This window comes from Sphingobacterium cellulitidis (assembly GCF_043187465.1).
Lineage (GTDB): Bacteria > Bacteroidota > Bacteroidia > Sphingobacteriales > Sphingobacteriaceae > Sphingobacterium > Sphingobacterium cellulitidis.
Window position 1 is genome coordinate 341633 of the sequence record NZ_CP171136.1, and the last position, 13182, is coordinate 354814.

Genomic DNA, 13182 nt, shown 5'->3' on the forward strand with positions numbered 1-13182 from the left:
TTATTATGAAACACAGATTACTCAGCTTTCTTGTGCTGTTTATTCTTTCCATTGGATTGGTAAATGCACAAAATCGTCAGCTAAGTGGTAAAGTTACAGATGCCGCAACAGGATCTCCCCTAGCGAGCGTTACTGTAAAGGCATCGGGTTCTTCCAATGCGACACAAACTGACGAACAAGGAAATTATTCCTTAGCCGTAAATGAAAATGATCGACTGACTTTTTCAAATATCGGTTACGAAACTCAAACTCTGCCAGTAGCAGGAAAATCATCCCTTAATGTTTCTTTAGTATCCATTTCGGACGCCCTTGATGAGGTAGTAGTCGTGGCTTATGGAACGGTAAGTAAAAAAAGTCACGTGGGTTCTTCTGCTCAGGTATCAGCCAAAGAAATTGAAAATAGACCTTTAACTAACGTGTCTAGTGCATTGGTGGGCTCTGCTCCAGGCGTACAAGGTACTCTTTCTGGTGGTGCCCCAGGTGCTTCCGCTAATATTCGTATCCGTGGATTTGGCTCTATTAACGCTTCTAATAGCCCGCTGTATGTAGTGGATGGAATCCCATACGATGGAACGGTATCTAACATTAATCCGGATGATGTAGAATCAATCTCCATCTTAAAGGACGCGGCAACTACTGCATTATACGGTTCTAGAGGTGCAAACGGTGTAATTATGATTACTACTAAAAAAGGTAAAGTCAATTCTGGAAACTTTACTGTAAACGCTTCAGCAGGTATTATCCGTCGTGGTCTCCCTGAATACGACCGTTTAGATGCGCATCAATATTACCCTGTAATGTGGCAAGCATTGAAAAATAGCTTAGTTTCCAGTGGTATCCCAGATGATAAGGCTAGAGAACTCGCATCTGGAAAATTAACAAGCTATAATGGAAATAACTATAGCGATATTTCTACGGTACTTGGTTATAACCCTTTTCATGTTGCAAATGATGAAATCGTAGGTTTGGATGGAAAAATTAATCCTAATGCCCAACTTAAATGGGGAGAAGATCTTGACTGGGAAAATCAAATCCTTTCTGGTGGTAAAAGACGCCAAGCTTACGGAATTACCTATGATGGTGGTTCTGATAAAACAACCTATTTTGCAAATCTAGGATATACAAATGATAATGGTTATTTGTTGAAATCTAGCTTGAAAAGAATTAATGCGCGTGCAAATATTACAACTCAAGCAACGAAATGGTTGAGAACTGGTTTAAACCTGAATGGAAACTACAATGTTAACCTTTTTGACAATGCTGGTGACGGTGGAACTTCTTTTATCAACCCTTTCTTCTATTCTAGAAATGTTGGACCAATCTATCCTGTACATTTGCATGATTTGAATACTGGTGAATACATCCTTGATGAATTTGGCCAAAAGAAATTCGATTTCGGTGATAAAAGACCTTTCTCTCCAGGTCGTCATGCTCTGTATGAAAATACCTTGGATGAGCAAAAAAATATCCGCTCAACCTTAGGCGGTAGAACCTTCTTGGAAGTTCAAATCTTACCGCAATTAAAAGCAAGTACAAATATCGGTTTGGATGTTCAAGATACGCACGAAAGATTTTATGATAACCCAATCCTAGGGGATGGTTCTCCGGCTGGACGTGCTTATCATTATTTATACAGAACAACAAGTTATACTTGGAACCAACTCCTTGAATATAACCAAACATTCAATGAAAATCATACAGTAGGCGTAATGGTCGGTCATGAAAATTATTCCTATAAATATAATTACCTGTCTGGTAGCCGCTCTGAAATGATCGTTGATGGTATCACCGAACTTCCAAACTTCGCGACTGTTCTTGGAACTTCTTCTTATGAAGATAATAGAGCCATTGAAAGTTACTTCTCTAGATTATCCTACGACTACAAAGGAAAATACATCTTTACTGGTACTTTGAGAAGAGATGGTAACTCTAGATTCCATAAAGATTTCAGATGGGCAACATTCTGGTCTGTTGGTGGTGCTTATAACATCGGTGAGGAAGATTTTATCAATAAAGATAAAATCAATATGTTGAAAATTAGATCTTCTTATGGCTCGGTAGGTAATGACGCTGGAATTAGCAACTATGCTTACCAGGCTTTATATACCTTAGGCGTTAATAATGCTTCAAATCCTGGATTTACGCAAAGATCATTGCCTAATGATAGCTTAACTTGGGAAACAGCCAAAAACTTCGACATTGGTGTTGATTTTGAATTGTTCAATAGAAGAGTATCTGGTTCCGTAGAATATTTCGATAGAAAAACTTCAGGATTAATTTTCCCTGTGCCAATGGCTTTGATGAATGGTGGGGTAGTAAATGTTTCTCCTCATTACCACACGATTGACATGAACATCGGAAATTTATATAACCGCGGTGTAGAAATGTCCTTGACTGGTAATATCGTAAGAAATGATAATGTGAGATACTCAACTACGTTGAATTTAACACATTTGAAAAACCAAATTACTTCTATGCCTCCAGGAAACCCATTGATCCAAAGTGGAACCAAAGCTTATTCTGTAGGACATTCCATCTATGACTATTATTTACGTGAGTTCTATGGTGTAGATGCTGAAAATGGAGATGCATTATACAAAACGGATGTCATGTCTGCCAATGCTAGAATCTTGGGTGCTGATACTGTAACCAACGTTATTGCTGAAGCTAATTATAGATATGTTGGAAAATCAGCTATTCCTGACCTATATGGATCGATGTCCCATAACCTTTCTTACAAAGGTTTTGACTTGAATGTATTATTCACTTTCCAATTAGGAGGATATGTTTATGATTCTCAATATGCTTCTTTAATGTCTGCGGGTAGCTATGGAAATGCAAAACACGTTGATGTATTAAACGCTTGGCAAAAACCTGGTGACCAAACTAGTATCCCTAGAATGGACGGTGGAAATGCTACAAACCTGTCTGGTGGTAGCAGCAGATACTTAACAAAAGCATCTTATTTAAACTTGAACAGTATTACTTTAGGATATAACTTACCTAAAGATTTATTGAATACTGTAGCAGTTAAAGAAACTTATATCTTCCTTTCTGGTGAAAACCTTGCGTTCTTCAACAAAAGAAAAGGTATGAACAACTTGGGCGCATTTAACGGGGTAGTTGATAATACTTACAACTTCAACAAATTGTTTACTGTTGGTGCAAGAATTAAATTTTAAGACATGAAAAAGACATTTATTATATTTCTAGGGTTGATTTCATTGTTTCAATTTACTGGTTGTAAGTCAGATTATCTTGAAACTCAACCTACTGACCAAGTGTCAACAGGATCTGCATTTAAAACTGTGGATAACTCTTGGGCAGCCTTAAACGGTATCCATAGAATTTTATACCAACAAATTTTCGGATCTCAACCACAAGGTGGACAAAGTGGTAACATGATGGTGATGGACTTGATGGGAGAAGATGTCGTTTTCTCAACCAATACAAGCTCACATATGAGGGAATCCTATCAATGGATTGACCATATAGATCCTACATCTGGTAATGTTAAGTATAACTATTTGTTCTACTATGTGATTATTGGTAATGCCAATATGATCATTGAAAACGTAGATGCTGCGGAAGGTTCCGAAGTGGATAAAGCTTATATCAAAGGTCAGGCATTAGCTTACCGTGCATGGAGCTATTTCCAAATGGTACAGTTATTTGGTGAAAGATATGTTAAGGGTGCTGCAAATAATGGCTTGGCAGTTTCTTTAGTAACCAAACCAAGTACTGCGGCTGTACCTAGAAGCACTGTACAAGAAGTGTACAACCAAATCAATGCCGATCTACAACAAGCTGCAACTTTGTTGAATGGTTATTCCAGAGGAACTGATAAATCTCAGATCAACCTGGATGTGGTTAAAGGTTTCCAAGCACGTGTTGCTTTAGCTCAACACAATTATGCAGATGCTGCAAAATTCGCAAAAGAAGCAAGAGCAAATGCTCCTTTGATGAATGAAGAAGAATATCTTTCTGGATTCAATAATTACTCGGTAGGTGAGTGGATGTGGTCTTCTAGAATCGTAGCGGATCAAACAAACTACTTCTATTCTTTCTTCGCTTATATGTCTATCAACTATAGTTCAAGTGTAATTAGAGGTACTCCTAAATTGATCTTCTCTAAATTATATGATCAAATCTCTGATACAGATGTTAGGAAAAAACTTTGGGATCCAACAGGTGCCAATAAAGAAGATTTCCCGCTGCCTTTAAGCACATTTAACCGCTTCAAATACCATAGCAAAAAGTTCAAAGTTGCTAATGAAGCTATGAGTATCGGTGATGTTCCATACATGCGTGGTGCTGAAATGTACCTAATTGAAGCTGAAGCTTTAGCTAGGGATGGTAAATCAGCAGATGCTGCAACGGCATTGTTTAACTTCGTCTCTAAAAGAGATCCTCAGTATGTGAAATCTACAAAAACTGGACAAGCTCTAGTGGATGAGATTATGCTACAAAGAAGATCTGAGTTATGGGGTGAAGGTTTCAGATTCTATGATTTGAAGAGAACAAATACTCCACTGGATAGAACGGGTGGAAACCATAATGCTACGGTGGCAAAATTACTTTCTGCACCAGCAAACTCTAAATTGTGGCAATTCTTCATTCCTCAATCTGAGATTCAAAACTCAGGGGGTGTGGTTACACAAAATCCATAAGGAATTAGGAAATACGGATAATAAAGAAGCCGGGCATTTGCCCGGCTTTCTTGTTTGTTCACTAACGATTTATTAAAATTACACCTTTTCTTATTTTAAAACTTCTCTCGCAATAACCAATCGCTGAATTTCCGAAGTGCCCTCGTAAATCTGCGTAATTTTTGCATCTCGCATTAAGCGTTCTACATGATATTCTTTGACATAGCCGTAGCCACCATGAATCTGGACCGCCTCCACCGTATGTCTCATCGCAACCTCAGAAGTATTCAACTTGGCCATTGCCGCAATCTTCCCGTAAGGCAAACCTTGATCCTTGGTCCATGCCGCCTTGTAAGTCAATAATCTTGCTGCCTCAATATCCACCTCCATGTCTGCCAATTTAAATTGTATAGCCTGATGGTCGGAAATAGGCTTCCCAAAGGTTTTTCTTTCCTTCGAATAGGCCAAGGCGATATCATATGCCCCAGCAGCTATTCCCAAGGCTTGCGCGGCAATCCCAATCCTTCCGCCGTCTAAGGTCTTCATCGCAAATTTAAACCCAAACCCATCTTCCCCAATTCTATTCTCCTTAGGTACTTTGACATCTGAAAACATAAGGGAATGCGTGTCTGAACTACGTATTCCTAATTTATTTTCTTTTGGACCAATGGTGAAACCTGGCATTCCCTTTTCTACAATCAGCGCATTGATGCCGCGATGTCCCTTTTCAGGGTCTGTTTGGGCTATTACAATATATATGTCTGCATTGCCACCATTGGTAATCCAGTTTTTTGTGCCATTCAATACGTAATGATCCCCCTTATCTTCCGCTAAGGTATGTTGCGAGGAAGCATCTGAGCCTGCTTCTGGCTCCGATAATGCAAATGCGCCTAGCTTTTCTCCACTAGCTAAGGGTTTTAAATATTTTTGTTTCTGTTCTTCTGTCCCAAATTCATTCAACCCAAATAAAACAAGTGAATTATGGGCAGACATGATAACTGCAGCTGATGCGTCAATCTTTGCAATCTCCTCTAAGGCTAAAACATAGGCTAAGGTATCCATCCCTGCACCGCCATATTGCTCAGGTACCATAATCCCCATAAATCCTAATTCTCCCATTTGCTTCACAAAGTCCGTTGGAAACTTCGCCTGCTCATCCCGCTCTATAACACCTGCCTTTAATTCCTGGGCAAACTCGCGAGCCGCCGCTCGTATCATTTTATGTTCTTCTGATAGTTCGAAATTCATCTTAATCGTTTATAAGGTTTAAACCAAATATAATATAAAAATATTATGCAAGCATAATAAAAATTAATTTTTTATTTGACCTGTGCCTATTTTGTATTTCATCGGAAACTTTTGCTCTCCCTTGATTGTTATGTAGTTACTGGCGGATTTTATAATTTAATTGTAAGAAATATGCTAAACTAATTTCGCATTTTGCGATTATCAATAAAATCTACTATATTGGTAGAGTAAATATTTTTGTTCATTATAAATTTTTAGATATGAGTTTAAGATTAGGTGATGAAGCACCAAACTTTCAAGCAAAAACTACAGTAGGGGATATTGATTTCTATAATTATATTGATGGTAAGTGGGCTGTTTTATATTCCCATCCTTCTGATTTTACTCCTGTATGTACAACCGAGTTAGGTCGTACCGCAAAATTAAAATCAGAATTTGATAAACGTAATGTTAAGGTGTTGGCATTAAGTGTAGATTCTGTAGATGATCATAACGAATGGGTAAAAGATATCAACGAAACCCAAAATACCGAAGTTAATTTCCCAATCATCGCTGATGAAAATAGACATGTGGCAGAATTATATGATATGATTCACCCGAATGCTTCTGCGACGGCAACGGTTCGTTCGGTATTTGTGATTGGACCTGATAAAAAAGTTAAATTAACCTTGACTTATCCTGCTTCTACCGGAAGAAATTTTGATGAAATTTTAAGAGTAATCGATTCCTTACAACTTACAGCAGATTATCAGGTAGCAACTCCTGCAGATTGGAAAGATGGTGAGGATGTTATTGTGGTCCCTGCCATAAAAACAGAGGAAATCCCTGGAAAATTCCCAAAAGGTTTTAAAGAAATCAAACCTTACTTGAGAACGACTCCACAACCAAATAAATAGTAAATCATTTATTTTAATACAAATTGAGGCCAACTGAAATTAGTTGGCTTTTTCTTTAAATGGATTTTTCTTCTTCCGTGGGACAATATAGGAGGTGATCAATGCGATCAAAATGACCAATGACAATTGCTTAAGGATAATGCCATAATCAAACTCAAATGCTTGGCTGGATGTAAGGTATTGAAATGCCTGGGTAATAACCACGATGGCAAGGAAGATGAAAAAATAGGTCCAAAAGGTCCGCATATTTTTTTGTTTTTATTAAATATAAGGAATAAGATATTAAATATCAAAGAGATATGTCTGGTTGGATTCACATAGGTATATAAAACAAATAAGGTGTTACATCTTTGTAACACCTTATTGAATACAAAAGTCCAATTTATTATTAATATACCTTCACCATGTAGATATAGTCTTGCAACTTCTTGATCTGTTCGGTGCGAGGTAAATTTGATAGGCTATTTTTGTTGTTTAATATAATATTTCCTTTTAAGGATTCTTCTGGAATACGATTCAATGTTTCGATTAAGGCTTTTGTCTTGATCGCAAATGCAGCCCCATCAATTCCTTTTTGTTTTCCTGAGATAATACCGATAATATTACCATTCTTATCTAATACGGGGCCACCACTGTTACCAGGGTTAACGGGTACTGAAATTTGATAGGCTGTCGTATCACCGCTATATCCTGTAGATGAACTCAAGTAGCCTTCGCCATACACTGCTTCATCACGTGGGTAACCAATTGTATAAATACCTTCTCCTAAATCCATATTCTGTCTTCTGAAGGTGTATGGTATATTACCCGATTGAGAAGCAAAACTGGAATCCGAAATATGTAGAATCGCTAAATCCTTCTCCGGATCCACATGGATAACAGTAGCTTTATAAGAATTACCTTTATTGTTTTGTAAATGGATCGAATCTGCTCCACTAACTACGTGAAAATTCGTTACAACATAGCCGTCTTTGGTCAACATAAAGCCAGTTGCACCAAACTGTAATGGGTCTTGTGCTGGTGTGCTTTCCTTATTGATATTGCGAATGGCAGTATGATGTGCATTAACATTGCGTTTTACGTTGTTTATCTCTCTTTTAAGAGCACTATAGTCCGAACTCGTCCTACGCAAGGTCGAGAAATATCCCGTTGAATACAGCGTCGCTAAAGAAGAAAGAACAGCTACCGCTGCCGCAGCAACAGCATTGATCTTTAATTTCTTCCATAAACGGATAATCATCGCCTCAGATGGTTGCTCATCCATAGCCTGTTCCAATTGATGCTTAAATTCAGCCCGAGATTCATGACGCTTCATGGTATCCACAAACTCAGCATGCGACAAAAATTGTGCATTTAATTCTTGGTCTTGCTCACATAATACCTCAAAGGATGTGCGTTCTTCCAAACTCATCTCCCCGTTTAAATAGCGATCTGCCAATTCAAAAAATTCTTGCTGTCTCATGTCAACTTCTACTAATCAGATTTTTGATCAAAAAATAGCTTTTTCAATCGTTGTAAACATTTATATTTCTGAGTCTTCGCGTTATCAGTATTCGTATAACCAAACTTCTCACAGATTTCATTCATCGACTTATTCCGTATGTAAAAATCTTTAAGGATGGTTTGACAGGGCTCCCCAAGTTGATGCATTGCTGAATCCATCTTGGAAAACTCATCCTCCTTATCTAAATGAACTTGGATATCACTCTCCACATCCGCTATTTCCAATCCGTCAGAGTCCGATGTTCCTAAGCTGTTCTCCCTTTTGTTTAGCTGCTTTAACCACAACCGCCTACAAACGGCATATAGGAACGTACTTATTTTACTGCTGAGCTCGAAATTCTCATGAGTAACTTTGTCATATAAAACCATAACAGCCTCCTGAAAAATATCCTTGGCCTCCTCTTCTCGCCCCTGATTGCCAGTGATCAGATGGGATACCGAAGGATAACAGGTCTTATAGATGTAGGATATCGCTGTATTGTCTCCTTTGCGTAAACCTTCCAGTAATTCCTTGTCCTCCCGGCCTTTTGGTAATATTTGCCTTATTTTACTCACTTATTAATACCCTAATTTTCAAATAGTAACCCAAGAATTGTTAAAATTTTTCTTATTTGTGATTTCGATTCCAAACGTAAGAGAATTTTTATGGAATATCAATCCATTTTCTAATCTATTGAAATATTTTAAAATCTACCTCTACTAGTCAACCCCTATAAATAAAAAACACCTTCCTACTGGAGGGTGTCCTTGGTCACAGTAATCCGAAATTATTAAATCCCAGAAAATAGATTGTTGTAATATTCACCCAAAAATGGTACTGGCTTCTTATTCCCGTTGGCTGCATTGATAATCCCAATGATCCACAATATAGCCATCCCAATAACGACAACAAGTGATAAAACCCATCCTATAAATGGGATATATCGAAATAATCCAGCAACAAATAAAGTCAAGAATATCCCCAAGGATTGACGGATATGAAATGTCGCAAAATCATTCCGCTTTTCATTATTCAATACAAAGGCAATTATGAGACCAATGATTGTTAAATACGCTATAATAGCAATGTTTTTTCCATCATTGATACTGCCGTTATCGCCATTTTCAATAGGAGTGTGTGAGTTTTCCATAAAATAGAGGTTATAATTTATACTAAAAATAATATAATTATTCTAATTTTCGCTAATTCTTCCTCTTACAATATTTTTTCGGTTTTCATTGAATAAACCTTCATTCCCTTAATTTGCTATTTGTTTTTGGAAACAAAATCCGCTTTAAGACTGTTTCATCCTTAAAGGAGGAAAGATATTTATGGAAGAAAAAATTGTCCGTTATAACCATCCGAATGGTGAAATCACCGTTTTATGGAGACCTAAGAAATGCATCCATTCCGCAGTTTGTATCAATACCTTGCCAAAGGTATATGACCCTGCTGACCGACCTTGGGTTAAACCTGAGTTCGCTACAACCCAAGAACTAATCAATCAAATTGATAGATGCCCTTCCGGTGCGCTACAATATGAATTGCATCAAAAATAATAAAGCATAAAAAAACCCTTGAAAAATATTTTTCAAGGGTTTAATCTTTTTTGGCGGTCTGGACGGGACTCGAACCCGCGACCCCATGCGTGACAGGCATGTATTCTAACCAGCTGAACTACCAGACCAAAAAAATAAAATTAAGAACAAATAGAAGACAAGCTTCAATTTAATTTTAGCGGTCTGGACGGGACTCGAACCCGCGACCCCATGCGTGACAGGCATGTATTCTAACCAGCTGAACTACCAGACCTAAAATTTCTTAAAAAAAAAGAACGCTCGAAGCTTCGCTTCTCTTTTGCTAGCGGTCTGGACGGGACTCGAACCCGCGACCCCATGCGTGACAGGCATGTATTCTAACCAGCTGAACTACCAGACCTTTTCCCTTCTTTTTAGAAGGTGTGCAAATATAGTGTTTATTTCTATATTCGCTAATATATTTTTGAAAAATCTTACTCTACAGTGCCTTCTTTCATCTTTTCCGCATTCTCCGCAAATTGCAATGCGTCTATAATGTCCTGAATATCACCATCCATAATCGCAGGAAGATTATACATCGTCAATCCGATGCGATGCTCCGTAACACGACCTTGTGGATAATTATAGGTACGTATTTTCGCCGAACGGTCACCCGTTGATACCATCGTCTTACGTTTCGCAGCAACATCCCCATGCTTTTTCTGAACCTCTAACTCATATAGCTTGTTTCGAAGCATCTCCATCGCCAACTCACGGTTCGCTAATTGAGAACGCTCAACCTGACAAACCACTACAATGCCCGATGGCTTATGCGTCAATTGAACCTTAGTCTCTACTTTGTTCACGTTCTGACCACCTGCACCACCAGATCTCGAAGTCTGCATCTCGATATCGCCTGGGTTTAATTCAACGTCTACTTCCTCCGCCTCTGGTAATACCGCTACCGAAGCCGCTGAGGTGTGAACTCGACCTTGTGTCTCTGTATCTGGAACCCGTTGTACACGGTGAACCCCTGACTCATACTTTAATTGACCATAAACATCCTCACCAATAACCTTCAAAATCACCTCTTTATAGCCTCCTGAAGTACCTTCAGTAACGTCCATAACCTCATTTCTCCAACCCTTGGTCTCAAAGAAGCGGGTATACATACGGTATAAATCCCCAGCAAATAATGCTGCCTCATCCCCACCAGTTCCTCCACGGATCTCAATTATTGCATTCTTAGCATCCTCAGGATCCTTCGGAATAAGCATCAATCGAATCTCCTCCTCCTTCTCTTCCTTCTCGGTATATAAAATATCCAACTCTTCCTTCGCCATCTCTCGCAATTCCTGATCCTTCTCATTGGCAAGGATATCCTTGTTGGTATCTATATTACTGACCATATTTTTGTAAATATGGTATTGCTCTACAATTTTGCCCAAGTCTTTATATTCCTTGTTCAATTTTGCAAAACGTTTCATGTCGCTGATGGTATCTGGATTACTTAACTCTCTTTCAACCTCTTCCCAGCGCTCTTTTATGGCTTGTAGTTTCTCTAACATAAATTACATCTTGTTTACTGTAGGGCATAAGTCGCCCAGTCACAGTAATTAATCGACAAAAATAAAGATTTTTATGCGCTTTTAAAGATACTAATGCGAAGAAACTGCTTTTAATCCGACAATTGACCCAATTAAAGTGATAATAAAGAAGATACGCCAAAAATCTGTCGGTTCTTTGAAAAAGAAAATACCCATTAAAACGGTTCCAACAGCCCCAATTCCTGACCAAACGGCATAGGCCGTACCTAATGGTAGTGTACTGGTCGCTTTGATCAATAACCCCATACTAATCGTTACGCTGATTAAGAATCCTAGATACCAAAGGTACATTTCCATTCCCGTAGCGTCTTTCGCACGTCCAATACAGTAGGTAAAGGCAACCTCAAATAAACCACCAATTACTAATATTATCCAATTCATTATGATTAATTTTTTAAAGGCACAAAGGTCTAGCTTATTTTAACAACTCCTTTTTACAATTGTTAAAAATTTACTTTTTTATCCCCCGAATCCGGCTCAACGTGACTTGAGAAATCCCTAAATAGGAGGCTATATACCCCAACTTGATTCGGTTCGTGATATTTGGAGCCTTTTTTAATAGCTCCTCATAACTCTCATGGGATGACTTGAACAAACGTAGCATTAATCGCTCCTCAATCTTCAAGGCCTCCAACTCCGCTAAGCGTCGACCCCAATTGCTGATCATCGTATGACTTTCATATAAAGCCAATAACTTTAAGGTATGAATTCGGTAAACACTGGATTTTTCTAAGGTTTGGATGGTTTCGTAGCCCGGTTTTTGATGAATATAGCTATTCAAGGATATTAATACCTCCCCGGGAAATGTAAATCCTAAAATGATCTCCTTCTCCTCTTTATGGTAATAGATCCTACAGATTCCTTCTTTCTGGAAATAGATATAGGGACTCGTTTTATCGGAATAAATTAAAGTGTGGTTCTTCGGAACTTCAATAAGCTCTGTGATGCCTTCCAATAAGGAAAATTGGTCATCGTTTAAAGGTTGGATAGAATTGGCTATTTCTCTGAATTCCATTTTTCAAGTTTAACTTCTTGACCATCCCATACGGCATAGGTATGGTAATTGATCCATTCTCCCAAATTGATGATACGACAATTATCTTTTAATTGAACATCATAAGGCAAATGCCGGTGTCCAAAAATAAAATAATCGTAATGCTTCTTTTCCAGGACTTCCTTAGCATACACGATGAGCCATTCGTTTTCCTCTCCCAAAAATTGCTCCTCCGCATTATTGGAAATCCGACTATGTTTTGACCATCTTTGGGCAATGCCAATCCCTAAATTTGGATGTAACCGCGCAAATAACCATTGGCAGAATGAACTCCGGAAGATCTTTTTTAAGAACTTATATTTAGCATCCCCTGGACCAAGACCATCACCATGATGGATATAGAAACTCTTCCCATTTAATTCCAGGACCTTCTCATTTGAAATGATTTCCGCTTTTAATTCCTCCTGCAAATACCCAAACATCCACATGTCATGGTTGCCCTTAAATAAGGTTATCTTTATGCCTAAATCAGCTAATTCTGCTAGTTTCCCTAAAAATCGGATATAACCTTTCGGAACTACCGTACTGTATTCAAACCAAAAATCAAAAATATCCCCAACTAAATATAACTCCGCAGCATCCTTTTTGATATAGTCCAACCATGAAATAATATGTTGTTCCCTAAACTTGGATTGATCCATCGGATAGGAACCTAAGTGGAAATCGGATGCAAAATATATTTTGTTGCCTGGGCTCATTCAGGTCAAAACTAGCATAATAATTACGGA

At 38.2% G+C, this 13182-nt stretch carries 13 protein-coding genes and 3 tRNA genes; 4 read left to right on the plus strand and 12 right to left on the minus strand.

All coding sequences use genetic code 11. The annotated features are described in order from the left end of the window. Window positions 1-5: 5 nt before the first annotated feature. Both ACF3OC_RS01500 and ACF3OC_RS01505 read left to right on the plus strand, forming a co-directional pair. Window positions 6-3182 carry a TonB-dependent receptor gene (locus ACF3OC_RS01500; protein ID WP_094281068.1) on the plus strand — a complete coding sequence of 1059 codons (3177 nt, stop codon included), beginning with the start codon at window positions 6-8 and terminating at the stop codon, window positions 3180-3182. Between the two features lie 3 nt (window positions 3183-3185). Next, window positions 3186-4670 (plus strand): RagB/SusD family nutrient uptake outer membrane protein, encoded by a 1485-nt coding sequence (locus ACF3OC_RS01505; protein WP_094257714.1) that lies wholly within the window; start codon window positions 3186-3188, stop codon window positions 4668-4670. Window positions 4671-4760: 90 nt separating this feature from the next. On the opposite strand, the gene ACF3OC_RS01510 is transcribed toward ACF3OC_RS01505, so the two are convergent. Next, window positions 4761-5897 (minus strand): acyl-CoA dehydrogenase, encoded by a 1137-nt coding sequence (locus ACF3OC_RS01510; protein ID WP_094257715.1) that lies wholly within the window; start codon window positions 5895-5897, stop codon window positions 4761-4763. A gap of 260 nt (window positions 5898-6157) precedes the next feature. Between ACF3OC_RS01510 and ACF3OC_RS01515 the strand changes: the two genes are divergently transcribed. Next, on the plus strand, window positions 6158-6793 hold the full coding sequence (locus tag ACF3OC_RS01515; protein WP_094281070.1) for a peroxiredoxin: 636 nt from the start codon (window positions 6158-6160) through the stop codon (window positions 6791-6793). A 39-nt stretch (window positions 6794-6832) separates the two neighbouring features. On the opposite strand, the gene ACF3OC_RS01520 is transcribed toward ACF3OC_RS01515, so the two are convergent. The 4 genes from ACF3OC_RS01520 to ACF3OC_RS01535 all read right to left on the minus strand — a co-directional run bounded on the left by ACF3OC_RS01520 (window position 6833) and on the right by ACF3OC_RS01535 (window position 9426). Further along, entirely contained in the window at window positions 6833-7039 is a 207-nt protein-coding gene (locus ACF3OC_RS01520; RefSeq protein ID WP_094257717.1) for a hypothetical protein, read from the minus strand. Window positions 7040-7181: 142 nt separating this feature from the next. After that, the gene (locus tag ACF3OC_RS01525) at window positions 7182-8255 is read right to left on the minus strand and encodes a S1C family serine protease (protein ID WP_094281072.1); all 1074 of its coding nucleotides are present in this window, start codon (window positions 8253-8255) and stop codon (window positions 7182-7184) included. Window positions 8256-8266: 11 nt separating this feature from the next. Continuing rightward, window positions 8267-8851, minus strand: a complete 585-nt coding sequence (locus ACF3OC_RS01530; protein WP_094281074.1) for an RNA polymerase sigma factor — start codon at window positions 8849-8851, stop codon at window positions 8267-8269. A gap of 215 nt (window positions 8852-9066) precedes the next feature. Then, window positions 9067-9426, minus strand: coding sequence for a DUF4870 domain-containing protein (locus ACF3OC_RS01535; RefSeq protein ID WP_094257720.1), 360 nt, complete (start codon window positions 9424-9426; stop codon window positions 9067-9069). Window positions 9427-9607: 181 nt separating this feature from the next. Here ACF3OC_RS01535 and ACF3OC_RS01540 point away from each other — a divergent pair, with 181 nt between their 5' ends. After that, window positions 9608-9835 carry a (4Fe-4S)-binding protein gene (locus ACF3OC_RS01540; RefSeq protein WP_094257721.1) on the plus strand — a complete coding sequence of 76 codons (228 nt, stop codon included), beginning with the start codon at window positions 9608-9610 and terminating at the stop codon, window positions 9833-9835. A gap of 51 nt (window positions 9836-9886) precedes the next feature. Here the strand turns inward: ACF3OC_RS01540 and ACF3OC_RS01545 are convergent. The 7 genes from ACF3OC_RS01545 to ACF3OC_RS01575 form a co-directional block, all read right to left on the minus strand. Beyond that, a tRNA-Asp gene (locus tag ACF3OC_RS01545) sits at window positions 9887-9963 on the minus strand. 51 nt (window positions 9964-10014) lie between these two features. Beyond that, window positions 10015-10088 (minus strand) — tRNA-Asp (locus ACF3OC_RS01550). 52 nt (window positions 10089-10140) lie between these two features. After that, a tRNA-Asp gene (locus ACF3OC_RS01555) sits at window positions 10141-10214 on the minus strand. A gap of 73 nt (window positions 10215-10287) precedes the next feature. Continuing rightward, a complete protein-coding gene (prfA, locus tag ACF3OC_RS01560; RefSeq protein ID WP_094257722.1) occupies window positions 10288-11361 on the minus strand; it encodes a peptide chain release factor 1 in 1074 nt (357 codons plus the stop codon). 90 nt (window positions 11362-11451) lie between these two features. Continuing rightward, the gene (locus ACF3OC_RS01565; protein ID WP_094257723.1) at window positions 11452-11781 is read right to left on the minus strand and encodes a multidrug efflux SMR transporter; all 330 of its coding nucleotides are present in this window, start codon (window positions 11779-11781) and stop codon (window positions 11452-11454) included. A 70-nt stretch (window positions 11782-11851) separates the two neighbouring features. After that, window positions 11852-12415 carry a Crp/Fnr family transcriptional regulator gene (locus ACF3OC_RS01570; RefSeq protein ID WP_094257724.1) on the minus strand — a complete coding sequence of 188 codons (564 nt, stop codon included), beginning with the start codon at window positions 12413-12415 and terminating at the stop codon, window positions 11852-11854. Then, entirely contained in the window at window positions 12397-13152 is a 756-nt protein-coding gene (locus ACF3OC_RS01575) for a UDP-2,3-diacylglucosamine diphosphatase (RefSeq protein WP_094281078.1), read from the minus strand. The genes ACF3OC_RS01570 and ACF3OC_RS01575 overlap by 19 nt, the downstream gene beginning before the upstream one ends. Window positions 13153-13182: the final 30 nt, after the last annotated feature.

Excerpts from the sequence above, each read along its gene's own strand:
- ACF3OC_RS01500 (WP_094281068.1), top strand. The coding sequence starts at position 6 with ATGAAACACAGATTACTCAGCTTTCTTGTGCTGTTTATTCTTTCCATT.
- ACF3OC_RS01505 (WP_094257714.1), top strand. The coding sequence starts at position 3,186 with ATGAAAAAGACATTTATTATATTTCTAGGGTTGATTTCATTGTTTCAA.
- ACF3OC_RS01510 (WP_094257715.1), bottom strand. The coding sequence starts at position 5,897 with ATGAATTTCGAACTATCAGAAGAACATAAAATGATACGAGCGGCGGCT.
- ACF3OC_RS01515 (WP_094281070.1), top strand. The coding sequence starts at position 6,158 with ATGAGTTTAAGATTAGGTGATGAAGCACCAAACTTTCAAGCAAAAACT.
- ACF3OC_RS01520 (WP_094257717.1), bottom strand. The coding sequence starts at position 7,039 with ATGCGGACCTTTTGGACCTATTTTTTCATCTTCCTTGCCATCGTGGTT.
- ACF3OC_RS01525 (WP_094281072.1), bottom strand. The coding sequence starts at position 8,255 with ATGAGACAGCAAGAATTTTTTGAATTGGCAGATCGCTATTTAAACGGG.
- ACF3OC_RS01535 (WP_094257720.1), bottom strand. The coding sequence starts at position 9,426 with ATGGAAAACTCACACACTCCTATTGAAAATGGCGATAACGGCAGTATC.
- ACF3OC_RS01540 (WP_094257721.1), top strand. The coding sequence starts at position 9,608 with ATGGAAGAAAAAATTGTCCGTTATAACCATCCGAATGGTGAAATCACC.
- prfA (WP_094257722.1), bottom strand. The coding sequence starts at position 11,361 with ATGTTAGAGAAACTACAAGCCATAAAAGAGCGCTGGGAAGAGGTTGAA.
- ACF3OC_RS01565 (WP_094257723.1), bottom strand. The coding sequence starts at position 11,781 with ATGAATTGGATAATATTAGTAATTGGTGGTTTATTTGAGGTTGCCTTT.
- ACF3OC_RS01570 (WP_094257724.1), bottom strand. The coding sequence starts at position 12,415 with ATGGAATTCAGAGAAATAGCCAATTCTATCCAACCTTTAAACGATGAC.
- ACF3OC_RS01575 (WP_094281078.1), bottom strand. The coding sequence starts at position 13,152 with ATGAGCCCAGGCAACAAAATATATTTTGCATCCGATTTCCACTTAGGT.